Source organism: Streptomyces sp. NPDC047028, assembly GCF_040644095.1.
Lineage (GTDB): Bacteria > Actinomycetota > Actinomycetes > Streptomycetales > Streptomycetaceae > Streptomyces.
Map to the genome: position 1 here is coordinate 63,250 of NZ_JBEYVS010000022.1, position 26,918 is coordinate 90,167.

General features: G+C 70.7%; 25 protein-coding genes, 2 tRNA genes and 1 pseudogene. 6 read left to right on the plus strand and 22 right to left on the minus strand.

All coding sequences use genetic code 11. From position 1 onward, the window contains the following. Positions 1-60 precede the first annotated feature (60 nt). Positions 61-825, minus strand: a complete 765-nt coding sequence (locus tag ABZ854_RS20640; RefSeq protein WP_361212734.1) for a hypothetical protein — start codon at positions 823-825, stop codon at positions 61-63. 119 nt (positions 826-944) lie between these two features. Beyond that, positions 945-3,827: a leucine--tRNA ligase gene (leuS, locus tag ABZ854_RS20645; RefSeq protein WP_361212737.1), complete on the minus strand. Its 2,883-nt coding sequence runs from the start codon at positions 3,825-3,827 to the stop codon at positions 945-947. Between the two features lie 461 nt (positions 3,828-4,288). Between leuS and ABZ854_RS20650 the strand changes: the two genes are divergently transcribed. Both ABZ854_RS20650 and ABZ854_RS20655 read left to right on the plus strand, forming a co-directional pair. Further along, a complete protein-coding gene (locus ABZ854_RS20650; protein WP_361212739.1) occupies positions 4,289-5,524 on the plus strand; it encodes a cytochrome b/b6 domain-containing protein in 1,236 nt (411 codons plus the stop codon). Beyond that, positions 5,521-7,131 carry an NADH-ubiquinone oxidoreductase-F iron-sulfur binding region domain-containing protein gene (locus ABZ854_RS20655; RefSeq protein WP_361212742.1) on the plus strand — a complete coding sequence of 537 codons (1,611 nt, stop codon included), beginning with the start codon at positions 5,521-5,523 and terminating at the stop codon, positions 7,129-7,131. The genes ABZ854_RS20650 and ABZ854_RS20655 overlap by 4 nt, the downstream gene beginning before the upstream one ends. Before the next feature lie 139 nt (positions 7,132-7,270). On the opposite strand, the gene ABZ854_RS20660 is transcribed toward ABZ854_RS20655, so the two are convergent. From ABZ854_RS20660 to ABZ854_RS20710, 11 genes and pseudogenes are all read right to left on the minus strand, one after another. After that, a tRNA-Ala gene (locus ABZ854_RS20660) sits at positions 7,271-7,343 on the minus strand. Positions 7,344-7,514: 171 nt separating this feature from the next. Continuing rightward, a complete protein-coding gene (locus ABZ854_RS20665) occupies positions 7,515-7,748 on the minus strand; it encodes a hypothetical protein (RefSeq protein WP_003976229.1) in 234 nt (77 codons plus the stop codon). Positions 7,749-7,751: 3 nt separating this feature from the next. After that, positions 7,752-7,925 carry a hypothetical protein gene (locus ABZ854_RS20670; protein WP_164992396.1) on the minus strand — a complete coding sequence of 58 codons (174 nt, stop codon included), beginning with the start codon at positions 7,923-7,925 and terminating at the stop codon, positions 7,752-7,754. 69 nt (positions 7,926-7,994) lie between these two features. Further along, a pseudogene (locus ABZ854_RS20675) lies at positions 7,995-8,180 on the minus strand (MFS transporter); the annotation flags it as partial. A gap of 93 nt (positions 8,181-8,273) precedes the next feature. Beyond that, positions 8,274-8,346, minus strand: a tRNA-Ala gene (locus ABZ854_RS20680). A 136-nt stretch (positions 8,347-8,482) separates the two neighbouring features. Continuing rightward, positions 8,483-9,151, minus strand: coding sequence for a histidine phosphatase family protein (locus ABZ854_RS20685; RefSeq protein WP_361212745.1), 669 nt, complete (start codon positions 9,149-9,151; stop codon positions 8,483-8,485). Continuing rightward, positions 9,148-9,594 (minus strand): ribosome silencing factor, encoded by a 447-nt coding sequence (gene rsfS / locus ABZ854_RS20690; protein ID WP_361212748.1) that lies wholly within the window; start codon positions 9,592-9,594, stop codon positions 9,148-9,150. Before rsfS ends, ABZ854_RS20685 begins: the two co-directional genes overlap by 4 nt. A 154-nt stretch (positions 9,595-9,748) precedes the next feature. After that, positions 9,749-11,494: a LytR C-terminal domain-containing protein gene (locus ABZ854_RS20695; RefSeq protein ID WP_361212751.1), complete on the minus strand. Its 1,746-nt coding sequence runs from the start codon at positions 11,492-11,494 to the stop codon at positions 9,749-9,751. A gap of 16 nt (positions 11,495-11,510) precedes the next feature. Next, complete coding sequence (nadD, locus tag ABZ854_RS20700) at positions 11,511-12,281, minus strand: nicotinate-nucleotide adenylyltransferase (RefSeq protein WP_361212754.1); 771 nt, start codon at positions 12,279-12,281, stop codon at positions 11,511-11,513. A 56-nt stretch (positions 12,282-12,337) separates the two neighbouring features. Further along, entirely contained in the window at positions 12,338-12,502 is a 165-nt protein-coding gene (locus tag ABZ854_RS20705; protein ID WP_361212757.1) for a hypothetical protein, read from the minus strand. A 168-nt stretch (positions 12,503-12,670) separates the two neighbouring features. After that, positions 12,671-12,835, minus strand: coding sequence for a hypothetical protein (locus tag ABZ854_RS20710; protein WP_129309213.1), 165 nt, complete (start codon positions 12,833-12,835; stop codon positions 12,671-12,673). Positions 12,836-12,939: 104 nt separating this feature from the next. Here ABZ854_RS20710 and ABZ854_RS20715 point away from each other — a divergent pair, with 104 nt between their 5' ends. Beyond that, a complete protein-coding gene (locus ABZ854_RS20715; protein WP_361212760.1) occupies positions 12,940-14,043 on the plus strand; it encodes a M48 family metallopeptidase in 1,104 nt (367 codons plus the stop codon). A gap of 285 nt (positions 14,044-14,328) precedes the next feature. On the opposite strand, the gene ABZ854_RS20720 is transcribed toward ABZ854_RS20715, so the two are convergent. From ABZ854_RS20720 to proB, 5 genes are all read right to left on the minus strand, one after another. Next, positions 14,329-15,399, minus strand: a complete 1,071-nt coding sequence (locus ABZ854_RS20720; RefSeq protein WP_361212763.1) for a hypothetical protein — start codon at positions 15,397-15,399, stop codon at positions 14,329-14,331. An 89-nt stretch (positions 15,400-15,488) separates the two neighbouring features. Continuing rightward, on the minus strand, positions 15,489-16,058 hold the full coding sequence (locus ABZ854_RS20725) for a hypothetical protein (RefSeq protein ID WP_361212766.1): 570 nt from the start codon (positions 16,056-16,058) through the stop codon (positions 15,489-15,491). 121 nt (positions 16,059-16,179) lie between these two features. Continuing rightward, positions 16,180-17,466: a glutamate-5-semialdehyde dehydrogenase gene (locus ABZ854_RS20730; RefSeq protein ID WP_361212769.1), complete on the minus strand. Its 1,287-nt coding sequence runs from the start codon at positions 17,464-17,466 to the stop codon at positions 16,180-16,182. Positions 17,467-17,581: 115 nt separating this feature from the next. Continuing rightward, positions 17,582-18,007 (minus strand): hypothetical protein, encoded by a 426-nt coding sequence (locus ABZ854_RS20735; protein WP_361212772.1) that lies wholly within the window; start codon positions 18,005-18,007, stop codon positions 17,582-17,584. A gap of 200 nt (positions 18,008-18,207) precedes the next feature. After that, complete coding sequence (proB, locus tag ABZ854_RS20740; protein ID WP_361212878.1) at positions 18,208-19,335, minus strand: glutamate 5-kinase; 1,128 nt, start codon at positions 19,333-19,335, stop codon at positions 18,208-18,210. An 818-nt stretch (positions 19,336-20,153) separates the two neighbouring features. On the opposite strand from proB, the gene ABZ854_RS20745 reads away from it, so the two are divergent. The 3 genes from ABZ854_RS20745 to ABZ854_RS20755 are packed head-to-tail and all read left to right on the plus strand — an operon-like array spanning position 20,154 to position 23,497. Then, complete coding sequence (locus ABZ854_RS20745) at positions 20,154-21,707, plus strand: CDP-glycerol glycerophosphotransferase family protein (protein WP_361212775.1); 1,554 nt, start codon at positions 20,154-20,156, stop codon at positions 21,705-21,707. 3 nt (positions 21,708-21,710) lie between these two features. Continuing rightward, the gene (locus ABZ854_RS20750) at positions 21,711-22,427 is read left to right on the plus strand and encodes an IspD/TarI family cytidylyltransferase (RefSeq protein WP_361212778.1); all 717 of its coding nucleotides are present in this window, start codon (positions 21,711-21,713) and stop codon (positions 22,425-22,427) included. Continuing rightward, positions 22,424-23,497, plus strand: a complete 1,074-nt coding sequence (locus tag ABZ854_RS20755; RefSeq protein WP_361212781.1) for an NAD-dependent epimerase/dehydratase family protein — start codon at positions 22,424-22,426, stop codon at positions 23,495-23,497. The genes ABZ854_RS20750 and ABZ854_RS20755 overlap by 4 nt, the downstream gene beginning before the upstream one ends. 93 nt (positions 23,498-23,590) lie before the next feature. Here ABZ854_RS20755 and ABZ854_RS20760 read toward each other — a convergent pair whose 3' ends face one another. The 4 genes from ABZ854_RS20760 to rplU form a co-directional block, all read right to left on the minus strand. Then, positions 23,591-24,406, minus strand: a complete 816-nt coding sequence (locus ABZ854_RS20760) for an acyltransferase (RefSeq protein WP_361212784.1) — start codon at positions 24,404-24,406, stop codon at positions 23,591-23,593. A gap of 170 nt (positions 24,407-24,576) precedes the next feature. Next, the gene (gene obgE / locus ABZ854_RS20765) at positions 24,577-26,022 is read right to left on the minus strand and encodes a GTPase ObgE (RefSeq protein WP_361212787.1); all 1,446 of its coding nucleotides are present in this window, start codon (positions 26,020-26,022) and stop codon (positions 24,577-24,579) included. A 121-nt stretch (positions 26,023-26,143) separates the two neighbouring features. Continuing rightward, positions 26,144-26,398: a 50S ribosomal protein L27 gene (rpmA, locus tag ABZ854_RS20770; protein WP_023550764.1), complete on the minus strand. Its 255-nt coding sequence runs from the start codon at positions 26,396-26,398 to the stop codon at positions 26,144-26,146. A gap of 14 nt (positions 26,399-26,412) precedes the next feature. Then, positions 26,413-26,733 carry a 50S ribosomal protein L21 gene (gene rplU, locus ABZ854_RS20775; RefSeq protein ID WP_006132815.1) on the minus strand — a complete coding sequence of 107 codons (321 nt, stop codon included), beginning with the start codon at positions 26,731-26,733 and terminating at the stop codon, positions 26,413-26,415. Positions 26,734-26,918 lie beyond the last annotated feature (185 nt).

The following is a 26,918-nucleotide window of genomic DNA, read 5'->3' on the forward strand; positions in this document are numbered from 1 at the left end:
GCGGCAGCCCGGCCCCTGCCGGGCGGACCGGCCGGGCCGGTCTCATCGGCGGCGGTCCGGTCATGTGGTGCTCTCGGGGCGGGGGTTCTTCTGCCAGGGATGGGGCGTCGGCCGGGACGACGGCGCGATCGAGGGCGCGGCGGGCCGCTGGGCGGCGCGCTGCTCGGGCGCCTGCTGCGGGGTCTGCCGGGGAGGGGAGGTGGGAGCGGCCGGCCCTGACGCGGTCCCGGGCGCCGGGGCGCCGGGCCACGGGGGCGCTGCCGGCCCGTCGGCCGGTTCGGCGCTGGTCCAGTGCCGCAGGGCCCCTGCCTCCACGTCGATCTGGGCGCTCAGGGCGTCCAGGTCGTCGTCGGCGAAGCGGCGGCCCCGGTCGTGGGCGGCCCAGCGCAGGGAGTCCGCCGAGGTGGTGATGCGCTCGGTGCGGGCGCGCAGCTCGGGCAGCCGGGCGGCGAGCGTGGCCCGGTCGGGGTCGGACTCCAGCCGCTTGAGCTCGTGGTCCAGCTCGTGGCCGTGGGCGCTGAGCCGCTCGAACAGCCCGAGGGACTCCTTCAGCGACTCGTCCCCGGCGACGCCCGCGGCCAGCGCGTCCTGGGTGGCCCGCATCGAGGTGCGCAGGGCGAGCCGCAGCTGGGCGATCTCGCCTGCCGGGCCCGGCCGGCCGAGGGACTTGGCGCGCAGCGTGTGGTCCTCGACCGTGCGGCGGGCCTGCGCGACCGTGCGGTCCATGCCGCGTTTGGCGGCGCCGACCGCCTTGACCAGGGCGTACACACCGAGGCCGAAGAAGAGCAGGAGGAACACGGCGATCACGGTGAGCACTGTTTCCACGACGCTCCTCCTCGGGCCCGTGCGGCATGCGCCGCTTCGCTCTCCACCGTAAACGCTGCGGGCAGGCCCGGAGTTCCGTAAGGACCCCGAACCTGCCCGTAGGGGACTACCCCGAGCCGTTACGCCGGGACGATGTTCACCAGCTTCGGCGCCCGCACGATCACCTTGCGGATGCCCGCTCCGTCCAGCGCGGCCACGACCTTCTCATCGGCCAGGGCCACCTTCTCCAGCTCCTCCTCGGAGATGCCCGGCGGCACCTCCAGGCGGGCCTTGACCTTGCCCTTGATCTGCACGACGCAGGTCACGGTCTCGTCCACGACGTAAGCCGGGTCGGCGACCGGGAAGTCCTCGTGGACGACCGAGCCGGTTTGGCCCAGCTTGCGCCACAGCTCCTCGGCGATGTGCGGGGCCAGCGGGGCGGCCATCAGCACCAGCGGCTCGGCGATCGTGCGCGGTACCGCCGTGCCCGCCTTGGTCAGGTGGTTGTTCAGCTCGGTGACCTTGGCGATGGCGGTGTTGAAGCGCAGGCCCTCCAGGTCGCCCCGGACCCCGTCGATCGCCTTGTGCAGGGCACGCAGCGTGTCCTCGTCGGGCTCGGTGTCCACGACGGTCACCTCGCCGGTGTCCTCGTCGACGATGTTGCGCCACAGCCGCTGCAGCAGCCGGAACTGGCCCACCACCGCGCGGGTGTCCCACGGCCGGGAGACGTCCAGCGGGCCCATCGCCATCTCGTACAGGCGCAGGGTGTCGGCGCCGTACTCGGCGCAGATCTCGTCCGGGGTGACGGCGTTCTTCAGGGACTTGCCCATCTTGCCCAGCAGCCGGGAGACCTGCTCGCCCTGGTAGTAGTAGGCGCCGTCGCGCTCCTCCACCTCGGCGGCCGGCACCGCGATGCCACGGCTGTCCCGGTAGACGTAGGCCTGGATCATGCCCTGGTTGAACAGCTTGTGGAACGGTTCGGCGGAGGAGACGTGGCCCAGGTCGAACAGGACCTTGGACCAGAAGCGCGCGTACAGCAGGTGCAGCACGGCGTGCTCGGCGCCGCCGACGTACAGGTCGACTCCGCCGTGCGGCTGCCCCGCGCGCGGGCCCATCCAGTACCGCTCGATCTCGGGGTCGACCAGCTGGTGCTCGTTGTGCGGGTCCAGGTAGCGGAACTCGTACCAGCACGAACCCGCCCAGTTGGGCATGGTGTTGGTCTCGCGGCGGTACTTCTTCGGTCCGTCGCCCAGGTCCAGGGTGACGCTGACCCACTCCTCGTTGCGGGACAGCGGCGTCTCGGGCTGGGTGTCGGCGTCGTCGGGGTCGAAGGTGCGGGGGCTGTAGTCCTCGACCTCGGGCAGCTCCAGCGGCAGCATCGACTCGGGCAGGGCGTGGGCGGTGCCGTCCTCGTCGTAGACGATCGGGAAGGGCTCGCCCCAGTAGCGCTGGCGGCTGAACAGCCAGTCGCGCAGCCTGAAGTTGACGGTGCCCTCGCCGATGCCGCGGCGCTGCAGCCACTCGGTGACGCGGGCCTTGGCCTCGGCGACGCCCAGGCCGTCCAGGGAGATGTCGTCGTTGGCGGAGTTGATGATCTTCGCGTCGTAGGACGCGAAGGCGTTCTCCCACGTCGACGTGTCGGTCCCGCGGCCGTCGGTCGGCTCGACGATGCAGGTGATCGGCAGTTCGAAGGCGCGCGCGAACTCGAAGTCGCGCTGGTCGCCTGCGGGGACGGCCATGATCGCGCCGGTGCCGTAGCCCATCAGGACGTAGTCGGCGATGAAGACGGGGACCTGCTGGCCGTTGACCGGGTTGGTCGCGTACGCGCCGATGAAGACGCCGGTCTTGTCCTTGGCCTCGGCCTGCCGTTCCACGTCGGACTTGGCGGCGGCCTGCGCGCGGTAGGCGGCGACGGCGTCGGCCGGAGTGGCGTGTCCGCCGGTCCAGACGTCGTGGGTGCCCTCGGGCCAGGCGGCCGGGGTGAACTTCTCGACCAGCGGGTGCTCGGGGGCCAGCACCATGTAGGTCGCGCCGAACAGGGTGTCCGGGCGGGTCGTGAAGACGGTGATGCGCTCGCCGTCGATCGGGAAGTCGACGCGGGCGCCCTCGCTGCGGCCGATCCAGTTGCGCTGCTGCAGCTTGATGGCCTCGGGCCAGTCCAGCTCCGCCAGGTCGTCCAGCAGCCGGTCGGCGTAGGCGGTGATGCGCATGTTCCACTGGCGCAGCTTGGCCTTGAAGACCGGGTAGTTGCCGCGCTCTGAGCGGCCGTCGGCGGTGACCTCCTCGTTGGCCAGCACGGTGCCCAGGCCGGGGCACCAGTTGACCGGCGCGTCGGAGGCGTAGGCCAGGCGGTACTCGCCCAGGACGTCGGCGCGCTCGGCGGCGCTCAGCTCGCCCCACGCGCGCGTGGTGCCCGGGATCGCGCGCTCACCGGACTCGAACCGGGCGATCAGCTCGGAGATCGGGCGGGCCTTGTCCGCCTCGTCGTCGTACCAGGAGTTGAAGATCTGCAGGAAGATCCACTGGGTCCACTTGTAGTAGTCCGGGTCGATCGTGGCGAACGACCGGCGCTTGTCGTGGCCCAGGCCCAGCCGGCGCAGCTGGGCCTTCATGTTCTCGATGTTGGCCTCGGTGGACACGCGCGGGTGCGTGCCGGTCTGCACGGCGTACTGCTCGGCGGGCAGGCCGAAGGCGTCGAAGCCCAGGGTGTGCAGGACGTTGTGGCCGGTCATGCGCTGGAAGCGCGCGAAGACGTCGGTGGCGATGTAGCCCAGGGGGTGGCCGACGTGCAGGCCCGCACCGGAGGGGTACGGGAACATGTCCATGATGAACTTCTTGGGCCTGGCGGCCAGCTCCGGGTCGCCCTCCAGGTCGCCCTTGGGGTTCGGCGCCGCGTAGGTGCCGTCGGCGTCCCAGAAGTCCTGCCAGCGTGCCTCGATCTCGGCCGCCACGGCGGCCGTGTAGCGGTGCGGCGCGACCTCCGCCGACGTGGCGGCGGCAGCAGCGGGGTTCGTCTCGCTCATGATCCTCAAAGCTCCATCGATCGTCTCTGCCTGCGGAAACGAAAAAGCCCCTCGCACAGGAGGGGTCGCCGCGCCGATGCCGACCACAGGCTCGTCCGGTGGTCGGTACTGATCAGCGCGGCCCGCTAAGCAGAAGGCGTACGGCACGCATGGCGTTAGGGTACCGCAGCCCTTGAGCAAGCCGCGACGCGCTTCCGTATGGCATGTGGACATGCCATCGATCCAGAACATGGACTGAACCAAGGTCAGTGATTACTTCGCGTAACAGCCACTAAGGGGACATCGCCCCGATCACATTGTCCGTTGATAACAGCGCAATAACTCAAACCCCGTACTGATCAGTATGGCGCCCCTTAGAGTTCGGCAGCGGGACCGCTTTCCCGAAACTGCTCGGAGTTGCCCCCATGAACCCTCGTCGTAGTAACAGTTCGCTACCCAAACCGGGCCGGTCGGCCTATGGGGTGGCGACCGCTGTCGTCCTGTTGCTGATACCCGTGATCGTGCTGGTCGGAGGCAGCCAGTTCCGCGAGTTCCTGAACTTCGGCGCCGGCGTCCTGTCCCTCGTCTCGCTCAGCTGCTCGGTGATCTGGGGTCTGGTCGCGCAGGACCGGATCCTCCTCGACATCCGCCAGCGAATCATCGGCCAGGCGGTGCACCGGACGACCGCGGTCGCCTCGATCGCGTTCCTGCTGCTGCACATCACCACCAAGATCGCGCTCGACCACACGCGCGTGATCGGCGCGATCATCCCGTTCTCGCTCGGCTTCACCGGCATCGGCGGCCTGATCGGGCTGGGCTCGCTCGCCGGCCTGCTGATGATCTTCGTGGGTGTCACCGGCGCCCTGCGCAGCAACTTCGCCGCCCCGGCGCCCGTCGCGGCGCGCTGGCGGGCCATGCACATGCTCGCCTACCCGGCCTGGTGCGCGGCCCTGGTGCACGGCCTGTACGCCGGCCGCACCGCCAAGCCGGTCTTCGTGATCCTCTACGGCCTGTCGCTGCTGGGCGTGATGGCCGGCCTCGCCCTGCGCTCCGCTCCGCGCCCGGTCAAGCGCAAGGTCGCCGACCGGCTCATGGGCCTGCTGGGCGGCCCCGAGCGGCCGGAGCTCGACGATCTGGACGCCGGACGCGCGCGCGTGGCCGAATCGTCCCTGGGGGGCTCCAGGAGCCGCCAGGAGCCGCAGCGGGCGCCCGCCGGCCCGGCGACCGCCCGCATGCCGCTCTACCAGTCCCCCGCGGCCCCGGCGGCCGAGCCCGCCTCCGGCTTCGCGGCCGCCTACCGGGCCGTGTCCACGCCGGGCCGGGGGCAGCAGCCGTACGCGGCGGGCCGGACCGCCCGCACGGACCTCCCGGCGGACCCGCAGGCCGCCACCCAGGCCGTCCCGCGCGTGGACGGCCCCTCCAGCACCTCGGGCAGCTGGCCGGTCCCGTCCCCGCCGCCGGTCGGCGAGGCCCCGCCGTCGGCGTACGACCCGCTCCAGGACACGGGCTACACGATCCCGGCCTACGGCACCCCCGGCGCGGGCGGGCTTGGCGGAAGTGATGTGTACGACACAGGTGAGACGAACACCCTCTACGGGACGTACAACTCGGGTGACACGTACAACAGCGGTCCCGCCACCGAACCATCCCCCGGTGCCCCTTACGAGGCTCCGGGTTCGGGCGAACCTTGGAACACGCCGTCCGGAGGCTACAGGTGAACGAGGCCCTGCCCGATGTCCCAGAGGTACGCGTGGTCGGCCTGCCGCAGCTCACCTCCGGGTTCGACCTCGTGGAACGGCTCGACCTGCCCATGCACCTGAAGGTGCACGGGCCGCTGGACCCGCTGGGGGGCGAGCAGCTGGCCCAACTGGCCGAGGGCATCAACCTCAAGGGCCGCGGCGGCGCCGGCTTCCCGTTCCACAAGAAGCTGCGCTCGGTCGCGGAGTCCGCGATCAAGCGCGGGGTGCGGCCCGTCGTCGTCGTCAACGGCAGTGAGGACGAACCTGCCTGCCGCAAGGACACGGTGCTCATCAACCGTGCCCCGCACCTCATCCTGGACGGGGCGCTGCTGTGCGCCGAGGCCCTGGGTGCCCGCACGCTCGTGGTGGGGGTCACCCGGGAGTCCACCCAGCGCTCCATGGAGGCCGCCCTCGCCGAACGCGGGCTGAGCAACACCCGTAGGTCGGCGCTCCGCGCGTGGGTGCAGCGCAACCCGGTACGCATGGTCACCGGCGCCGCGTCCTCACTGGTCCGCTCGATCGACGGCGGCCCCGCGATCCCGCCCGGCCGCAAGGTCAGCGCGTCCCGGAACGGCGTCGGCGGCGCGCCCACCCTGCTGTCGAACGCCGAGACGTTCGCGCAGCTGGCCATCGCCGCGCGCATCGGCCCGGAGCGCTACGGCAACACCGGCCTGTACGACGAACCGGGCACCGTCATGCTCACGGTGTCCGGCGCGGTCGCCCGCCCGATGGTGATCGAGGTCCCCACGGGCGTCCCGCTGCGCTACGTGCTGCAGCTGGCCGGTGCCCCGCCGGTGCCGCAGGGCGTGCTCACCGGCGGCTACCACGGCAAGTGGATCGACGCGGCGACCGTCAACGAGGCGATCGTCTCCCGCAACTCGCTGGACGCGGTGGGCGGTTCCCTCGGAGCGGGCGCCATCCTGCCGATCAGCCAGGAGACCTGTCCGCTGGGCGAGTCGCTGCGGGTGGCGCAGTGGCTGGCCGAGGAGAGCGCGGGCCAGTGCGGCCCCTGCTACCTCGGACTGCCCGCCGCCGCGCGCGGGATGGAGGACATCCTGAACGGCGGCGGACCGGCCGCCCTGGAGGCGCTGAAACAGGTCGCGAAGAACGTGAAGCGGCGCGGGGCGTGTTCACACCCGGACGGCTCCGCGATGTTCCTGGAGTCGACCGTCAAGGCGTTCACCGACGACCTGGCCGCCCATGTCCTCGGCAACGGCTGCGGACGACCCGTGGAGGGCGTTCTGCCGCTCTTCGAGGGGGGCAGGGCCCCGACGGGCATCCCCGGCGGCGCGGAGGCGGAGGAGACCGGTTCCAGCCGCCAGAAGATCCACGTCGACTGGACGCTGTGCCGGGGGCACGGGCTGTGCGCCGACATCCTGCCCGAGGTGTTTGAGCTGGGCGCCGACGGGTTCCCGACCGTCGCCCAGGCCCATGTGCCGCGCTACGCGGAGGCCAAGGCGCTGCGCGCGGTGCGCCGCTGTCCCGCGCTGGCCCTGCGCATCGAGGAGGACACGCGCGGGCAGGCGCCGTCCCGGAACCTGCCGGTGCTCTCCCAGGGCCGCGGGCGCCGCGCCCTCGGTCGCTGACCACGCGCGCGTGGGGGCCGCCCGGGTCTCGGGCGGCCCCCACGCGCGTGTCCGGCGACGCCTCACGCGCCCGTCATACGACGCCTGCGCAAACGCCGAAGGCGGACCATCCGTTCGGACGGTCCGCCTCCGACTTCTGTGGAGCTAAGGAGAATTGAACTCCTGACCTCCTGCATGCCATGCAGGCGCTCTACCAACTGAGCTATAGCCCCTTGCTTCGCTCCGCCCGGTTTCCCCGGCGGCGACGCCAACATTACACGGTCACCGGGGTGCAGTACCAAATCGGTTTCCGGTCCGGACGGATACGAGGGTAGATGTCCCGGTTCGCCGCCAGGGCCGCCCCCTCCGGACATCGTTGCCGGGGTCCGGTCGCCGGGGCCGGGTCAGGCCGTGACGAAGGAGTAGAACCTCTTGAGGGTGCAGTGCTCCTCGAGCAGGCGGCCGTAGATCGGCTCGCCCTCCAGCTCGCGGTACGTCTCGATCGGGTCGCCTTTTATGATCAGCGCCCGCGCGCATTCCTCGCACCAGTACTGGTAGTCGGGATTGACCGGCTCCATGTCACGGACGATCGGCGTACCGCTCCCGCACCAGTCGCACTTTCGCCTGTGTGCACCCATCGATCAGCTCCAGCTGTGGCCGCAGGCCGTGCACACGTAGGAGATTCCGCCGTTGTCGCCGAGGACTTGGGCGACGTGCGCGGAACCGCAGGAAGGGCAGCTGAGCCGGGTGATCGTGTCCCGTATCCACGCCGCACCGAGGAGGTGGTCGGCCTCCTCATGGATGCTCGCAGGCATCGCTACTCCCTCCCGTCGGGACGCGCCCCCTTCCGGCCGTTTGATTCTGCCACGGCCGGGCCGATACGGTCAGCGACGCCTCAGTACCAGTCCGGACACAGCCCCCACCGCGGCCGTCCCCGTCGGCGCCCACGCGCTCACCGACAGCGCCTCCGCAGAGGTATACGCCCGCGGGGCCCCGAGTGACTCAAGCCGGCTGAGGAACAGTGTGCCGAAGGCCGCCACAGCGATCAGCCGGCCGAGCCGGGTGACGGACGGTCGACGGCAGGCGGAAAGCAGAGAATCCCGCCCCCTGGGGGGCGGGATTCTCATCACCGATCTCTGGCAACTCGACCGAGTGCCGATCTGTGGAGCTAAGGAGAATTGAACTCCTGACCTCCTGCATGCCATGCAGGCGCTCTACCAACTGAGCTATAGCCCCTGGCCCCACGCGGCGGAGCCGCATGGTGTTTCGCCCCGCTCGGCGGGGCGAACAAGAAGAACTTTAGCCTGCGACCTGCCGGAAAGTGAAATCCGGGGTCCCAGGGACCGGCGTCCCCGGTCGTCGTCAGTCGTCGTCAGTCGTCGTCGCCGAGTACGGGCTCCGGGAGGGTGCCCGCGTTGTGCTCCAGGAGGCGCCAGCCGCGGGCGCCCTCGCCGAGCACGGACCAGCAGCAGTTGGAGAGGCCGCCGAGGCTCTCCCAGTGCGGTGCCTCCAGGCCGAGCAGCCGGCCGATGGTGGTGCGGATGGTGCCGCCGTGGCTGACGACCACGAGGGTGCCGTCCTCGGGCAGCGTCTCGGCGTGCCGGAGCACGACGGGAGCGGCCCGGTCGGCGACCTCGGTCTCCAGTTCGCCGCCGCCCCGGCGGACGGCCTCGCCGCGCTTCCAGGCGGCGTACTCCTCGCCGTGCCGGGCGATGATCTCCTCGTGCGTCAGGCCCTGCCAGACGCCCGCGTAGGTCTCGCGCAGGCCCTCCTCGCGGGTGACGTCGAGGCCGGTGAGGGCGGCCAGCTCGGTGGCGGTGTGCGCGGCCCGCTGCAGGTCCGAGGAGATGATCGCGTCGGGCTTGAGGGAGGCGAGCAGCCGGGCCGCGCGGCGGGCCTGGCCGACACCGGTCTCGGTCAGCGCGACATCCGTGGAGCCCTGGAAGCGGCGCTCCAGGTTCCACGAGGTCTGGCCGTGCCGCCACAGGATGATGCGGCGGCCCCGGCTCTTGCGGTCGGTCACCTCACCGGTGGCGCTCATCGCCAGTCCCCGCCGGGCTCCTCGCCGGCCTCGTCGGTCTGCAGCTTGGCGTGCTCCTCGGCCTTGCCGCGGGTGGCCTTGGCGTCGGCGGGCAGCTCGAGCTCGGGGCAGTCCTTCCACAGTCGCTCCAGCGCGTAGAAGACGCGCTCCTCGCTGTGCTGGACGTGGACGACGATGTCGACGTAGTCGAGCAGGACCCAGCGGGCCTCGCGGTCGCCCTCGCGGCGCACCGGCTTGGCGCCGAGTTCCTTCTGCAGGCGCTCCTCGATCTCGTCGACGATCGCCTTGACCTGCCGGTCGTTCGGGGCGGAGGCGAGCAGGAACGCGTCCGTGATCGACAGGACGTCGCTGACGTCGTAGGCGATGACGTCGTGGGCGAGCTTGTCGGCGGCCGCCTGGGCGGCGGTGTGGATGAGCTCGAGGGAACGGTCGGTGGCGGTCACTACGTAGCTTTCGGTCGGTGGCAGGGGTCGGCTGGGGGCGGGGGTCGGCCGCGCGGGGCACGGCCCGTCGGCGGTCACCAGACCTCAAGGGTCTCACGGACCGCCGGGCGCACCCCACGTGATATCCGGATCACGCCGGGCAGCCCGGCCGCCGTCAGGAGGAGGAGGGCTTGTAGTCGCCGCCCAGGACGACGGAGACGTCTGCGCCGGAGGAGACGGTGCCCTTGGTCACGGAGCCGGCGGGCAGGCCGAGGGTCTTGGCGACCTCGGTGGCGTTCTCCTTGTCGGCGGCGTCCTGGTAGACGACCTTCGAGGCGGCCCGGGTGCCGGTTGCCGAGCCGCCTTCCAGGAAGGTGAAGCCGCCGTTGAGGAGCACCACGCGGGCCTTCTCGGTGTCGTCCTTGACGCCGGTGGCGTTCTGCACGGAGACCCGGACCGCGGAGCCGGCGTCGGGGCTCTTGGCGGTGCCGCCGAGGATGTCCTTGACCACGCTGTCGCTGGTGTGCGGGCTGAGGGTGCCGTCGGCCTGCACGGGCAGGAGGGCCGTCTTGTAGTCGCCGCCCTTGGCGAGGTCGGCGAGCTTGGCCAGGAACGCGCCGAGGTCCTTGTCGGTGAGGGGCGGGTCGAGGATCTGCGCGAGGGTCTGCACGGTGGTCGTGGCCCCGGTCGGGTCGGTGGACATCTTGCGCAGCACGCCCTGCATGACCTGCCCGAACCGCTCCAGCTGGGCGTTCTGCGCCTCGCCGGGGGCGCGGTAGGTGGCGTAGGCGACGGCCATCTTCCCGCTGAGGGTCTGGTCCTGGCCCTTGTGGACGAGCGGGGCCGCGCCCTTCTTCTTGGAGTCCGGGTCGGGCACGTCGGCGTTGGTGTCGATGTCGATGTCGCCGACCAGCTCGACCAGGTTCTGCAGGTAGGGGGTGTCGAGGCGCCAGGTGCCCTGGATGCTGGTGCCGAGGACGGTGTCGAGCTGGTCGCGGGTGCCGGACGCGCCGTCGCCGCCGACTGACTTGGCGAGGGTCGTGGTGGTGCCGTCGTCGCCGGTGAGGGCGAGGGAGTTGGGCAGCAGGACCGTGGTGCCCTGCTTGGTGGTGGTGTTGTCGACCAGCAGCGCGGTCGAGGTGCGGCTCGTGCCGGTGACGTGCAGGTGGACGACGATCACGTCGCGTTTCTGGGCGCCCACGGGCGTGGCCGTGTCCGCCTTGGAGCCGGAGGAGGACAGGCCGGGCAGCTTCCCGGCGTACCAGAGGTAGCCGACGCCGCCGACGGCCACGAGGGCGAGGACGACGAGGAGGGCGATGATCCGGCCGCGGGCGCGGCGGCGGGCCTCCTCGCGGCGCTCGGTGCGGTTCTCGGTGAACTTCAGCCAGTCGATGACGTCGTCGGAGTCGTCGGTGGGCTCCTCGACGAAGGCGAACTGCTCGGTGTGGTACTCCGGTTCGGAGGCGGCCGCCGGGTCCGCCGGACGCCCGGGCCGGGCGGCCGGTGCCTCCGGCTCCTCGACGGGGCCGGACTGCTGCGGGATGTAGGCGGTCTGCTCGGCGGTCCGGCGCTGCTGCCCACTGTTCGCCGCCTGCCCGTAGGGGTCGTACGGGGCGGTGGGGCCCTGGCCGCCCGGTGCGGTGCCGGTGCCGTAGGGGTCGTGTGCCGCCGGGGCGCCGTAGGAGTCGTAGGACGGCTGCTGACCGGTGGCGTAGGGGTCGTAGGAGGGCGGCTGCTGCGGCCGGCCGGTGGCGTACGGGTCGTAGCCGTAGCCCTGCTGGGGGTACGGGTCGTAGGGCTGCTGCTCGGGCTGCTGTGCCGGGACCTGCCGGTACACGGGCTGCCCGTACTCGTCGTAGCCGACGATCTCGTACGGGCCGGCGCCGTACCCTGCGTCTCCCGCGTCGTATCGGTCGTTCACCGGTGCCCCTCTCGGCTCACTCGCCGCGGTACAGCTCGCGCTTGTCGATATAGCGCACGACTCCGTCCGGCACCATGTACCAGATGGGTTCGCCCTTGGCGACTCTCGCACGGCAGTCTGTGGAGGAGATGGCGAGCGCGGGGACCTCGACGAGGGAGACGCCGCCCTCCGGCAGGCCCGGGTTGGTCAGGTGGTGACCGGGGCGGGTGACGCCGATGAAGTGCGCGAGGGAGAACAGTTCCTCGGTGTCGCGCCAGGTCAGGAGCTGGGCGAGGGCGTCGGCGCCGGTGATGAAGTACAGGTCGGTGTCGGGGTTGAGCGCGCGCAGGTCACGCAGCGTGTCCACGGTGTAGGTGGGGCCGCCGCGGTCGAGGTCGATGCGGCTGACGGAGAACTGCGGGTTCTCGGCGGTCGCGATGACCGTCATCAGGTAGCGGTCCTCGGCCGGGGAGACGTCGCGGTGGGACTTCTGCCACGGCTGGCCGGTGGGGACGAACACGACCTCGTCCAGCTGGAACTGCGCGGCGACCTCGCTGGCCGCGACCAGGTGGCCGTGGTGGATCGGGTCGAACGTTCCGCCCATGACGCCGAGACGGCGCTTGCCCGTGTGGGCGGGGCCGTGACCCGGCCGGAACGCCGGGGTGCGCACGGTGCCGGCGGCCGTGTCCGTCGCCCCGGCGGCCGAGCGGTCGTTCCCGGCGGCGTGGCCGGGGGTGCTCAGCGCGTCACCGGCGGCGCGTGCGGCCGTCTCGTTCGCCGGACCGGTAGGCATGTCCTGCTCTCCCATGCGTGCAGACCCTACCGGCCCGGTCCGCGCTGCCCGGCCGGGGCCGGGCTCCCGGGTCAGCGGTCGCGGTTGAAGCGGGTGGTGATCCACAGCAGGAGCAGGAGGATGGCGAGGGCGCTGCCGCCGGTGACGGCCGGGTTGAGGCTTTCGTGGTGGCCGCCGTGCTCTCCGCCCTCGGCGGCGAGGGTGACCAACTGGGCAGCGGTGCTGTGGAAGCTCATCTTCGGCAGAACCTATCGCGTGTGGGCGGGATAAAGATGTCGGCTCATCGTATGCGGGCGCCCCGGCGGCGCTCACGCCGACTCCGCCGTTGGGGACGGACGGGGGGCGGGGCGACCGGTCGCGGGGATCCTCCCGGGGATCTTCCGCGGGGGAACCTTCGCCCTTGGTCAGTCGTCCTTCTGCTTGTAGCCGCGCAGCAGGAACCAGGCGGTCAGTGCGCAGCCCAGGATCATCACGACCAGGACGACCCGGAGCAGGTTCCCCGTCCCGTGCTGCTGGACGGCGCTCGTGGCGGCCTCGGTCAGCCAGGTGGCTGCGGGGTGGTGCTCCATGACGTGGACTCCTTCGGCTGTACTGCCGGTCCACCGTATCTCCGCCTAGGCTGGGCCCCGCCTCGGGGGCACAGTGAGCAACTCACACGCACATGGGGGAAGACATGTCCGACGACAGCCACGAGCAGACGGGACGCGAGAGCGTGCCCAGCAGGCAGCGCAGGCGCTTCCCGGAGATCTCCTCGCGTGCGTACGAGCACCCGGCCGACCGGTCGGCGCTGGTGGCGCTGCGCAAGCTCAGCGGCTTCGACACCGTTTTCAAGGCGCTGAGCGGGCTGTTGCCGGAGCGGAGCCTCAGGCTGCTGTTCCTGTCCGACTCGGTGCGCGTCTCGGAGCGGCAGTTCGCGCATCTGCACGACATGCTGCTGGACGCCTGTTACATCCTGGACCTGGAGAAGGTCCCTCCGATGTACGTCAACCAGGACCCGCAGCCGAACGCGATGTGCATCGGGCTGGACGAACCGATCATCGTGGTCACCACCGGGCTCGTCGAGCTGCTCGACGAGGAGGAGATGCGGGCGGTCGTCGGCCACGAGGTGGGTCACGCGCTGTCCGGTCACTCGGTGTACCGCACGATCCTGCTGTTCCTGACCACGCTGGCGCTGAAGGTCGCCTGGATCCCGCTCGGCAATCTGGCGATCATGGCGATCGTGACGGCGCTGCGGGAGTGGTTCCGCAAGTCGGAGCTGTCGGCGGACCGGGCGGGGCTGCTGGTGGGCCAGGACGTACGGGCCTCGATGCGGGGCCTGATGAAGATCGCGGGCGGCAACCACCTGCACGAGATGAACGTGGACGCGTTCCTGGAGCAGGCCGAGGAGTACGAGGCGGGGGGCGATCTGCGCGACTCCGTGCTGAAGATCCTGAACGTGCTGCCCCGCTCGCACCCCTTCGCGACCATCCGGGCGGCCGAGCTGAAGAAGTGGGCCGAGTCGCGGGACTACCAGCGGATCATGGACGGCCACTATCCGCGGCGCACCGAGGACAAGGACACCAAGGTCAGCGACTCGTTCCGGGAGTCGGCGGCGAGCTATGCGAGCGACGTGAAGACGTCCAAGGACCCGCTGATGAAGCTGGTCACGGACCTCGCGGGCGGCGCCGGCGATCTCGGCGGCCGGGTCCGCCGCGGCTTCAACGGTTTCACGAGCCCGCCGCCTAACGGCGACCCGCAGGGCACACCGGAGGACACCCCGCCGCGGGACGAGGACTAGGGCCTGTCCGGCGGATCTTCGTGGGCCCGCGACGACTGGCACGCCCTCTCGCCGCACGCCCGAATCACCCAAGTACGTCCAGTACGAGGGCGATCCGGGCGCACGCCGAGAGCACGCACCGGACGCCGCGGGCTGCTCCACGAAGATCCGCCGGACAGGCCCTGGCGGCGCCGCCGGCCGCGGAGGCCGGCCCCGCCGGGGTCTCGGCGACGGCCGCGCCTAGGGGCCGGCCCCGGAGAGCGGCCCCGCTCCAGCGACCGGCCCGCCCTGCCCCCCGCCCACCCATCACACCTTCGGCCCCCCCGCCGTTGCCAGGGTGCCGCAGAGGGCCGGGGTTCCGGCCGGGGCGAAGGGGTCGGTGCCCGCCGGGGCGCCGGGACGCGCGGTGGTCCCGGCCAGGAGGGGGCGGAAGTAGCCGGTGGCGTCGTCGGCGCACGAGAGGGGTCCGGCCTCCACGTCGGAGACGGTCAGCTGGGTCTGGCCGACGCGCAGGTCGTCGCGGTCGAAGCGGAACGTCAGCGCGCGGCGGACGGTGAACAGGGACACCTGGGCCCCGGCGCCGGCGCCGGTCGGGCGGAGGGCGTAGACGACGACGGTGTCGGCGGTGACCTCCAGGGTGGCCGCGTCCGTCTCGACGGCCTGCAGGGTGCCCTGGTCGCGGATGCCGGTGTCGGCCAGCTCCACCCGGGAGGGGTCGAGGCGGACCACCCAGCCGGTCGGGCTGTGCCGACCGTCCGCCGCCGGATGGTCGAAACTCTGGTCGAACTGGTCGAGCTGGTCGCCGTCGAGGAGGGCCCGGACGCCGCGGACCTGGTGACCGGTGACCACGTCGGGGTTCGCGGAGGAGCGCACGATGTAGGTCCGGGCGATGGTCAGCGCGGCCGTGACCTGACTGTCGGAGAAGTGCGCGGTGGCCCGGACGGCCGGGAAGGGGATCCCGTCGGCGCCCGGCTCGAAGCCGGCGGCGGGGCTGTGCCGGTACAGGGACGCGACGTCGGCGGCGCCGGGCACCTTGCCGAGGGGGGCGAGCGGGACGACGGTCATCCGCAGGGGCTGCACGGGCCGCCGGGCCCCTGGGACGCCGGTCGGGTGGCGGATGCCCATGACGACGGCGGTGGCGAAGGCGACCGCGATCAGCAGGAGCAGGACCAGTGCCTGCCGGGACAGCCCCCGGTGCAGGGGCGGGCGGCGGCGCACGGCGGGTGCGTGGTCGCTCACGCGCTCCTGTGCGGAGGATTCCTGGAGGCGGGCAGCGCGGACGAACGACTCGTCGAACACGACGGATCGGTATTCGTCCTCGGCACCTCCGGGGCCGCCCTCGGGTGTCCCCTCCGGTGGGTCTCCAGGCCCGCCCATACTTTCAGGGTAGGTCGCGTGGGCCCAGGGTAAACGCCCTGCTCCACCACAACTTCTGACAGGTCCTCAGCAAATTCGCGCAAGCGCGCTCAAGGGGAGCGCGGACTTGCCGGGACGGCCGGCTGGGAGGAGTCGGCGGAGGCCGAGGGAGCCGCCGCGCTCTGCTCCAGGCCGGTGGACGCGGGGGCCGGCTCCCGGTCCCGGGTGTCCGTGGAGGAGGCGCCACGGTAGACGGCGGCGAAGGCCAGCGCGACCATGCCGACACCCATGACGAGGGCGAGGATCCAGGCGACGGGCCGGTGCCAGCGGACCTGTCTGCCGTAGGGGCCGAAGCCGCGGTGGCCGGACAGGAGGTAGGTGTCGTCCGGCTCGTCGTCGTCGCGGTCGTGGCCGAAACCGGAGCCGTCGGGGCTGTACGCCTCGTCGTAGCGGTCGGCCCGGGTACGGGCGCGGCGGGCCTCCGCCTCGGAGGCCTCGGCTCTGGCCTGGGCGGCCGCCAGGAGGCGCTCGACCGCGGTCGGCTCGTGGATCACGGCCGCGCGTACGAAGGCCTCGTCGAAGACCACGGAGGCGAACTCTTCGTCCGACACTCCGCGGTCGTGGTCGTCGTCGGGCTCCCAGCCGTCAGGGAACGGCGTGCCCCCCACGTCCTCCGGCACGGGTCCAGAGTAGACCTGGGGGGTCAATTTGGGCAGACGGTATGGAAATTCATCCGCCTGCCGAGACGCCTGCGCGGCGGACCCCACGGCGTCCGGCGGTGCGGCCGTGGCCGGGCCCGGGTCAGCGGCGTACGTGTCCGTCGCCGGTGACGATGTACTTCGTGCTGGTCAGCTCGGGCAGGCCCATGGGGCCGCGGGCGTGCAGCTTCTGGGTGGAGATGCCGATCTCGGCGCCGAAGCCGAACTGGCCGCCGTCGGTGAAGCGGGTGGAGGCGTTCACGGCGACGGTGGTGGAGTCGACCAGCTGGGTGAAGCGGCGGGCGGCCTGCTGCGAGGTGGTGACGATCGCCTCGGTGTGGCCCGAGGTCCACAGCCGGATGTGCTCGACGGCCCTGTCCAGCGAGTCCACGACGGCGGCGGCGATGTCGTAGGAGAGGTACTCGGTCTCCCAGTCCTCCGCGGTCGCCTCGACCACGGTGGCCCTGGAGCCCTTGGCGTGGGCCAGCACGCGCGGGTCGGCGTGCACGGTCACCCCGGCGTCGGCGAGGGCGTCTAGGGCGCGCGGCAGGAACTCGGCGGCGATGTCCTGGTGGACCAGCAGGGTCTCGGCGGCGTTGCAGACGCTGGGCCGCTGGGCCTTGGAGTTGATCAGGATGTCGACGGCCATGTCGATGTCGGCATCGGCGTCGACGTACACGTGGCAGTTGCCGGTGCCGGTCTCGATCACCGGGACGGTGGACTCGCTGACCACGGTCTGGATGAGGGAGGCGCCGCCGCGCGGGATGAGGACGTCGACGAGTCCGCGGGCCCGCATCAGCTCGCGCACCGAGTCACGGCTCTCGCCGGGCACCAGCTGGACGGCGTCGGCGGGCAGCCCGGCGCCGCCGACGGCGTCGCGGATCACCCGGACGAGGGCGGCGTTGGAGGCATAGGCGGAGGCGGAGCCGCGCAGCAGGACGGCGTTGCCGGACTTCAGGCAGAGGGCGGCGGCGTCGACGGTGACGTTCGGGCGGGCCTCGTAGATGATGCCGACGACGCCGAGCGGGACGCGGACCTGACGCAGGTCGATGCCGTTGGGGAGGGTGGAGCCGCGGACGACCTCACCGACGGGGTCGGGCAGCTTCGCGACGTCGCGGACGTCGGAGGCGATGGCGCGGATCCGCTCGGGGGTGAGGGTGAGCCGGTCCACGATGGACTCGCTGGTGCCGTTCTCGCGCGCCTTGGCCACGTCCAGGGCGTTGGCCTCGACGATCTCGCTGGTGCGGACCTCCAGGGCGTCGGCGATCGCGAGCAGCGCGTCGTCCTTCTCGGCGCGCGGGAGCGGCGCGAGGTCGGCCGCGGCGGCCTTGGCCCGGTAGGCGGCCTGGGTGACCGGAGAGAGGGAGTCGTACGGCGAGAGCGTGGTCATGAGGGAAGCGTAGTGCGCCGTGCTGAGCCGTTCAGCTCACGTCCCACACCGCGAGACGTGACAAAACACCGCCCACGCGGGGCACTGGCGGCCGGCAGGACCAGAGCTCCGGCTGTCAGAACGGGTGGACCCCGACCGGTGTCGCGGGGGCGGGGCCGTAGCCCTCGGCGATGCGCTGGTGGTAGGTCTCCCGGTCGATGACCTCCAGGCCGACGATCTCCCACGGCGGCAGCCCCGCGCTCTGCCGGTGCTCGCCCCACAGGCGCAGCGCCACGGCGGCGGCGTCGTGCAGGTCGCGGGCCTCCTCCCAGTACCGGATCTCCGCGTGGTCGCCGGCGTATCTGCTGGTCAGCAGGAAGGGGTGGTCGTGGGCGAGCTGCTCCAGGGAGCGCCGCAGATCCGGCAGGGGCACCTTGTCCCCGGAGACGCTGAGGGTGACGTGCCACAGGCGGGGCAGGTCCCTGGGCTCCTCGTAGGTGTCCCCGGCCGCGACGCTCGTCAGAGCACCGCGGGACGCCGCCCCCGGGCGCACTCGTCTCACGACGGCCTCCTTCACGCGAGAACCCTTGACGGAACCTGTCCCTTCAACACGTTCCCGGGGCGCACGCGCCCCTGAGTCAAAGTTGAGCAGGCCGCAGGGCTCAGTGTGGCGGTTTTACGGAACGTCCCCCGGCGGAGGCGGTCGCCCCTCCCCGGTTTACGGGCGGTTCCGCTCCGGCGCGGGCGGGTTCGCGCACGTGTTCACGTGCGGTCGCGGCCCCGCGCTCCGGGCAGGATCACCAGGTCGTCCCGGTGGACGACCTCGCGCTCGTAGGCGGGGCCCAGCTCGCGGGCCAGCTCGTGGGTCGAACGCCCGATCAGCTGGGGGATCTCCTTGGCGTCGAAGTTGACGAGCCCGCGGGCCACGGCGCGGCCGGCGGTGTCCCGCAGTTCGACGGGGTCTCCGGCGCTGAACTCGCCCTCCACTGCGGCGATTCCGGCGGGCAGCAGCGAGGTGCGCCGGTCGACGACCGCGCGGACGGCGCCGTCGTCCAGCGTCAGCGCGCCCCGCGGGGTGGAGGCGTGCTGGAGCCAGAGCAGCCGGTCGGCGGAGCGCTTGCCGGCGGGGTGGAAGTAGGTGCCGGTGTCGCCGCCGGCCAGGGCGTCGGCCGCGTGCACGGCGCTGGTGAGCACCACGGGGATGCCGGCGGCGGCCGCGATGCGGGCGGCCTCGACCTTGGTGACCATGCCTCCGGTGCCGACGCCGGCCTTTCCGGCGCTGCCGATCTCGACGCCGGCGAGGTCCTCCGGTCCCCTCACCTCCGCTATCCGGGAGGTGCCGGGCCTGCTGGGGTCGCCGTCGTAGACGCCGTCGACGTCGGAGAGGAGGACCAGCAGGTCGGCGTGGACGAGGTGGGCGACGAGGGCGGCGAGGCGGTCGTTGTCGCCGAAGCGGATCTCGTCGGTGGCCACGGTGTCGTTCTCGTTGACGACGGGGAGGGCGCCCATGGCGAGCAGTTTGTCCAGCGTCCGGGAGGCGTTGCGGTGGTGGGCGCGGCGGCTCATGTCGTCGGAGGTGAGCAGCACCTGTCCGACGCGGACGCCGTACCGGGCGAAGGAGGCGGTGTAGCGGGCGACGAGCAGGCCCTGGCCGACGCTGGCGGCCGCCTGCTGCCGGGCGAGGTCCTTGGGGCGGCGGCGCAGCCCGAGGGGGGCGAGTCCGGCGGCGATGGCGCCGGAGGAGACCAGCACGATCTCCTTCTCTCCCCCGCTGCGCAGTTTGGCCAGCGCGTCGACGAGGGCGTCGACGCGGTCGGCGTCGAGCCCGCCCGCGGCGGTGGTCAGGGACGAGGAGCCCACCTTGACGACGACCCTGCGGGCCTCACGCACGGCCTGCCGTGGCCCTGCCGCCTCGCTGCCCGTGTCTTCGTGGTCTTCGTGTCGGTTCGACTGCACGCCCATGTCCACGTGCCGAATCTACGTGAGGGAGGGCGTCCGGCGTGCATTCGTCCAGTACACGGACGGCTCGCGCCGCCACCCGGACCCGGCTCGGGTCCGGCGCTGACGAGCCGTCGAGTGCCGTCGAGTGTCGTCGCTCACGTGACGCGGGCCACGACGGCGGGCGGCGTCCGGTGCGCGGGGCGGCCGGTCTTGACGGAATGTCCGCACAGTGAACGACATGTGTGCGGTGCACGGCCGGAGAGGGCGCGACGGAAGGCCAGGTTGGCGGCCTCTCATTGCGCAGCGTGATAGTCCGGTGACGATAGGGACAGGGCTGGGTAACCCTCTTTGCCCGTGTCCTGGTGAAAACGGTTTATCCCGGCCGCGTGGCGCTCGGCGGCGTATGCGGGCATTACCCTGTGGAACGCGGCCCTTTGAGCCGCCAAGGGGGGAACCAGTGGCCCCGGTCACGACTTAGGGCTGCCCTGGGTCAGTACGCTATGCTCCCACGGTCGCCCCCCACCTCGCGCAGGCAGGCCCCGTAGCCGTCGCGCAGGCCCTCACAGTTGCGCGGCGGCATCACGGACGGAAGGACAACGATGGCACGTTGCTCTATAGCGACGATTTCCTGGGAGCGCGTACACCTTTCTCTCACCGCGGTCGTCTCGGACTTCACCGGAGATCCTAGTACTCTCCGTTTCCTGATTGTCGACGGTGAGCGCGAGTTTCCGGTGAATTCTCGGCAAATCACTGCCGAAGAGCACCGGTTGGAGATCAACGTCACCAACTTCCAGGACCGCCGTCAGGTGCCCAACGGCACGTGGCGTGTCGTCCCGGTCGCCGGCGAGGAGCGGCTGCCCGCCGCGGACTTCGACCTCACGGCCATTGACCGCCTGGACGTGGACTCCCGCACCTTCCTCTACGATCGCAACCGCACCGCGTACGTGATCGCCTTCGGAATCTCGGACGACGACGAGAACCCCGAGTTCCTGATGCGGACGTACCAGTTGTTCCGCAGTGCCGGACCGGCCAAGAAGAAGAAGGGCCCGAACAAGGGCCCGAAGAAGCCGCTCGGCAAGCGCATCGGTCTGAAGGTGCTGCCGCGGGCCCGGCGCCGCAAGCTCGCCAACCGCGTCTACTCGCTCTCGCGCCGTCTCAACCCGCCGCGCGGCAACAGGATCCTCTTCGCCTCCGAGATGCGTACCGGCCTCGGCGGCAACCTGCTGCGCGTCCACGACCGGATGATCGAGCGGGGCCTCGACAAGCAGTGGCAGTTCCGCCACTCGTTCCGGATCCCGTCCACGGCCAACAAGTGGACGACGCTGCGCCTCATCTACCTGCTCGCCACGTCGGACGTCGTACTGATGGACGACTACTTCGGGCTCATCGCGCAGCTGGGCATCTCCCCGGATACGAAGATCATCCAGCTGTGGCACGCCGGCAGCGGCTTCAAGTCCGTCGGCTACAGCCGGTTCGGGCGCTACGGTTCGCCGAAGCTGACCAACGCCCACCGCAAGTACACCTACGTGATCACCGGTTCCGAGCACCTCGTGCCGGTGTACGCCGAGGCTTTCGGTATCGAGGAGTCGGCGGTCGTCCCGACCGGCCTGCCCCGAATAGACACGTTCCTCGACGAGGAGCGTTCCCGTAAGGTCGTCGAGGACTTCTTTACCGCCAACCCGAAGCTCAGGGGCAAGAAGATAGTCCTGTTCGCGCCGACCTTCCGCGGCAAGGGAATTTCCGACGCGCATTACGACTACGACCGCATCGACTTCGCGAAACTGCACGAGGTCTGCGGGGACAAGTACGTCGTCCTGTTCCGCATGCACCACTTCATACCGGGTTCCGTGCCGATACCCGCGGAATACTCCGACCGGCTGCTGGACTTCGCGTCGTTCCCGGACACCAACGACCTGCTGCAAGTCACCGACGTACTCGTCACGGACTACTCGTCCATCATCTACGAGTACACGCTGCTCGACCGGCCGATCCTGTTCTACGCGTACGACAAGGACAGCTACTCGGTCATCCGTGGATTCCACCGCGACTACGACTCGGTCGCGCCCGGCAAGATCTGCGTGACGTTCGACGCACTGCTCAAGGCCCTGCAGGACGAGGACTTCGACACCTCCAAGGTGGCGCAGTTCCGCGAGGAGAACTTCGACTTCGTCGACACCAACTCGGCGGACCGGGTGATCGACTGGCTGATCCTCGGCGATCCCAGTGACAGGCAGACGGGCGGAGATCACCAGTGGCTCGATCTCGCCCCGGACGATACGGCGCCGGGCGACGAACCGCTCAGTGACCAGTCGGAGGCATGAACCATGAACATCGCAATGCTTTTCGCCGGCGGCATCGGGTCGCGGATGAACTCCCGGGCCCTGCCCAAGCAGTTCCTCGAGATCCACGGCAAGCCGATCATCATCCACACCCTCGAGCACTTCGAGGCCCACCCGGACATCGACGCGATCGCCATCGCGATCCTCCCCGAGTACCGCGAGCACATGACGAAGCTGCTCACGCGGTACGAGATCGAGAAGGTCCGGTGGATCGTCGACGGCGGCAAGACCGGCCAGGAGTCGCGGCACAACGCGCTCAAGGCCGTCGCCGCCGAGTGCCCCGAGGACAGCGTCGTGCTGATCCACGACGGCGTGCGGCCGCTGATCGACGGGAAGCTGATCAGCGCCAACATCGAGACCGTGCACGAGCACGGCTCGGCCATCACCTGCACGAAGTTCAACGAGACCGTGGTCTCCAGCGCGGCCGAGCACGTCGACGACGTGATCCCGCGCGACCACATCTACGCCGCGCAGGCCCCGCAGAGCTTCCGCCTCGGCCAGATCCTCTCGCTGTACGACCGCGCGGTCTCCGAGGGCGAGCACGACTCCATCGACTCCTGCTCCCTGATGCACCGGTACGGCCACAAGCTGTACCGGGTGGTCGGCCCCCGCTCGAACATAAAGATCACCACGGCCGAGGACTTCTACCTCTGCCGGACGTTCTTCGAGATCATCGAGAACCAGCAGATCGTAGGCATGTGAGTTCAGTGACCACCGTCTCCAGCGCCGTCATCGCGCGCGACCTCGACGAGATCCTCGACCGCGACCTGCCGTGGAGTGAGCTGGCCGGCTGCTCCGTGCTGGTCACCGGCGCCAGCGGCATGCTGCCGTCGTACGCCGTCTACACGCTGCTGGCGCTGAACGACAGGCACGGGCTGGGCATCACCGTGCACGGTCTGGTGCGCAACGGGGAGAAGGCCCGGCGACTGCTCGCGGACATCCTCGACCGCCCGGACTTCCACCTCGTCGTCCAGGACGTGTCGGCGCCGCTCGAACTGGACGGCCCGGTCGACTACGTGATCCACGGGGCGAGCGCCGCCCGGCCCGCCCTGCACGGCAGCCAGCCGGTCAGCACGATCAAGGCGAACCTGCTGGGCACGTTCAACCTGCTCGACCTGTGCGTGGAGAAGGGCAGCCGCGGCTTCGTCCTGATGTCCTCGGCGGAGGTCTACGGCGCCCAGGCCCCGGAGACCGAGCTGATCGACGAGCAGAGCTACGGCGGCTTCGACATCCTCAACCCGCGGGCGTGCTACGCCGAGGGCAAGCGGGCCGCGGAGACGATCTGCGTCACCTACCAGGCCCAGTACGGCATCACCTGCCGTGCCGTCAGGTTCGGCCACATCTACGGCCCGGGCATGGCGCTCGACGACGGCCGCGTGCAGGCCGACTTCGCCGCGAACGTGGTGAACGGCAAGGACATCGTGCTCAACAGCGACGGTTCCGGCGTGCGGACGTACACGTACGTGGCCGACGCCATCGCGGGGATGTTCTACGCGCTGCTCCGCGGTGACCAGGTGGCGTACAACGTCGCGGACCCGGCCGGACTGGTCTCCATCCGGCGCCTGGCCGAGCTGTTCACCGAGGTGCACCCGGAGCGCGGGCTGCGCCTGCGGTTCAGCAACGAGTCCGACGAGCGCTCCTACAGCCTCACCAAGAAGCAGGGCCTGGACAGTGCGAAGCTGGCGGCCCTCGGCTGGAGCCCGGTGGTCGACCTGCCCGCGGGGCTGCACCGCATGGTGACCCACCTGGAGTCGGCCGCCGGGGCGCGGTGACGCACCCGCGGCGCTCGGCAAGCGCCTGACAGCAGTTCACCCCGGTACGGAATCCTCCGTACCGGGGTGAACTGCTGTGGGGCCGCTCGGGGTTCAGCGGGAGGGCATCAGCTTCCGGACCGCTCGCTTCACCGGGGCCGGGAGGCGCCGGGCCAGGCGCCGCGCGCCCGTGCCGGACTGCTGCCGTACCACCACCGGCTTCTCCGGGACGGCCGACTCGTCGGTGAGGTTCCAGTACTTCGGGGACTTCTCCCCCTTGCGCGGGTACTGCTCGTTGGGGCGGCGCGGCACGACCTCGGGGCGCTCCCAGGCTATGTTCTTGCGCACCACGCGGGCGGGTGCCCCGACGGCGACGACGTTGTTCGGGATGTTCGAGGTCACGATGGAACGGAAGCCGATCACCGAACCGTTGCCGATGGTGACGCCGCCCATCACGACCGCGTGCTTCGCGATCCAGACGTGCTCGCCCACGACGATCGACTGGGACGGGTTCATTCGCTTCTCGGTGCGCACGTCGAAGATCGGGTGGGTGTCGTCGCCGCGCACCTCGATGTTCTTGGCGAACATGACGTCGTCGCCGATCGTCACGGACACGCCCTCGACGGCGGAGATGAAGGTGCGGCCGGCACAGCCGACGTTCTCACCGATCCAGATCCGCGACTCGTGCCCGCAGCGCAATTCGAAGCGGAGACCCGCGCGCTTCTTCGTGGTCGGGCCGATCTCGATCTTCCCGTCGTTTCCCGTGAAGGTGATGAGGAGATCTCGTATATCCGCCTCGGGGCTGATCACCAGGGTATTGTTCGACCCCTTGAACCGGATATCGATCTTGTCCTCGCGGATTTCTCCGTCGTAGACGATCTCATTTCCCTGATCGTCCTTGTAGCGCTCGAGCTTGTGCAGTTGCAGCATCGCATCCGAGGGAACGCCCTAGACCGGGTCAGGTCGGACCAGCCCCTCGCACCTCCGTTCCGGCCTTGGGATCGCTTTTAAGCTATCAGATGACTCTCTTGGTGAGAATTGGCGATCAATGAGGCCGGCACGGCTGCCGCGGTGGCGATTCCCTCGGTGAAGAAAGCGGGCTAGAACGGCTCGAAGTCGTCGTATTCGCGCTCGGTATCGTCGCGTTCGGCCTGACGGTCGCGGCGGCGCTGGGCCGCGGGCCGGGGCTCCTCGAAGCGGTGGTCCTCGCCGCGGCGGCCGAGCATCTCGGCGCCGGCCATGACGGTCGGCTCCCAGTCGAAGACGACCGCGTTCTCCTCGGGGCCGATGGCGACGCCGTCGCCCGCGCGGGCGCCCGCCTTCATCAACTGCTCCTCCACACCGAGGCGGTTCAGGCGGTCGGCGAGGTAGCCGACGGCCTCGTCGTTGTTGAAGTCGGTCTGCCGCACCCAGCGTTCCGGCTTCTCGCCGCGCACCCGGAACAGCGGCTCGCCGGCGACCTCCTCGCGCCGCACGGTGAAGCCGCTGTCGTCCACGGCCTTCGGCCGGATGACGATGCGGGTCGCCTCCTCCTTCGGCTTCGCGGCGCGCGCCTTCGCGACCAGCTCACCGAGCCCGTACGACAGCTCCTTCAGCCCGATGTGCGCGACCGCCGACACCTCGAACACGCGGTAGCCGCGCGCCTCCAGGTCGGGCCGCACCATCTCGGCGAGGTCCTTGCCGTCGGGCACGTCGACCTTGTTCAGGACGACGATCCGGGGCCGGTTGTCCAGGCCGCCGTACTGACGCAGCTCCTCCTCGATGATGTCGAGGTCGGAGACCGGGTCGCGGTCGGACTCCAGGGTCGCCGTGTCCAGCACGTGCACGAGCACGCTGCACCGCTCGACGTGCCGCAGGAACTCCAGGCCCAGCCCCTTGCCCTGGCTGGCGCCCGGGATCAGACCGGGCACGTCGGCGATGGTGTAGACGGTCGAACCGGCCGTCACCACACCGAGGTTGGGCACCAGGGTGGTGAACGGGTAGTCGGCGATCTTCGGCTTGGCCGCGCTGAGGACGGAGATCAGCGAGGACTTGCCCGCGCTCGGGTAGCCCACCAGGGCCACGTCGGCGACGGTCTTCAGCTCCAGCACGATGTCGTGCAGGTCCCCCGGCACGCCGAGCAGCGCGAACCCGGGCGCCTTGCGGCGGGCGCTCGCGAGCGCCGCGTTGCCGAGGCCGCCCCGGCCGCCCTGCGCGGCGACGTACGACGTGCCGTGCCCGACCAGGTCGGCGAGCACGTTGCCCGCCTTGTCCAGCACGACCGTGCCGTCCGGCACCGCCAGGACCAGGTCCTGGCCGTCCTTGCCGGAACGGTTGCCGCCCTCGCCGGGCTTGCCGTTGGTGGCCTTGCGGTGCGGGGAGTGGTGGTAGTCCAGGAGCGTGGTGACCGACTGGTCGACGGTCAGGATCACATCGCCGCCACGGCCGCCGTTGCCGCCGTCCGGGCCGCCGAGCGGCTTGAACTTCTCCCGGTGTACGGAGGCACAGCCGTGGCCTCCGTTACCCGCGGCGACATGCAGCTCGACGCGGTCCACGAAGGTGGTCATGGTGGGGTGCCTCCAGAGAGATAAGGGTCTTGCCTGTATCAACACGCGAAAGGCGGACCCGCTTCCCGACCGGGAAGTGAGGTCCGCCTCGCGAAACGAAACGCTCGGTCTACGCCCTGTTTCAGGCGACCGGAACGATGTTCACGACCTTGCGGCCACGGTGGGTACCGAACTCCACCGCACCGGCCTGCAGGGCGAACAGCGTGTCGTCGCCGCCACGGCCGACGCCCGCACCGGGGTGGAAGTGGGTGCCGCGCTGGCGGACCAGGATCTCACCCGCGTTGACGACCTGACCGCCGAAGCGCTTCACGCCGAGCCGCTGGGCATTGGAGTCGCGACCGTTCCGGGTGGACGATGCGCCCTTCTTGTGTGCCATGTCTCCTCAGTCCCTTACTTCGCAGCCGCGGGGATCTCAGTGACCTTGATCGCCGTGTACTGCTGGCGGTGGCCCTGACGACGGCGGTAGCCGGTCTTGTTCTTGTAGCGCAGAATGTCGATCTTCTGGCCCTTGTGGTGGTCCACGACCTCGGCCTGGACCTTGATGCCGGCCAGCACCCACGGGTCGCTGGTCACGGAGTCGCCGTCGACGACGAGCAGGGTCGAGAGCTCGACCGTGTCGCCCACCTTGGCGGTGGAAATCTTGTCAACCTCAACGATGTCGCCGACAGCAACCTTGTGCTGGCGACCACCGCTGCGCACGATGGCGTACACGCGGATCTCTCTTTCGCTCGAAGAAACGGCACCCCCGCAGGCCAGCCGCCCAGAAACGACATGGACGACCTCTTCCGGCCCGCACCGCCGCAAAGGCGCAGCGCCCGGAAGGAAGGAGGTTTACGGGGATGTGGCGTGCCACTCGACACGCCGACGGTCAAGGTTACGGGGCACGGCCGAGGGGG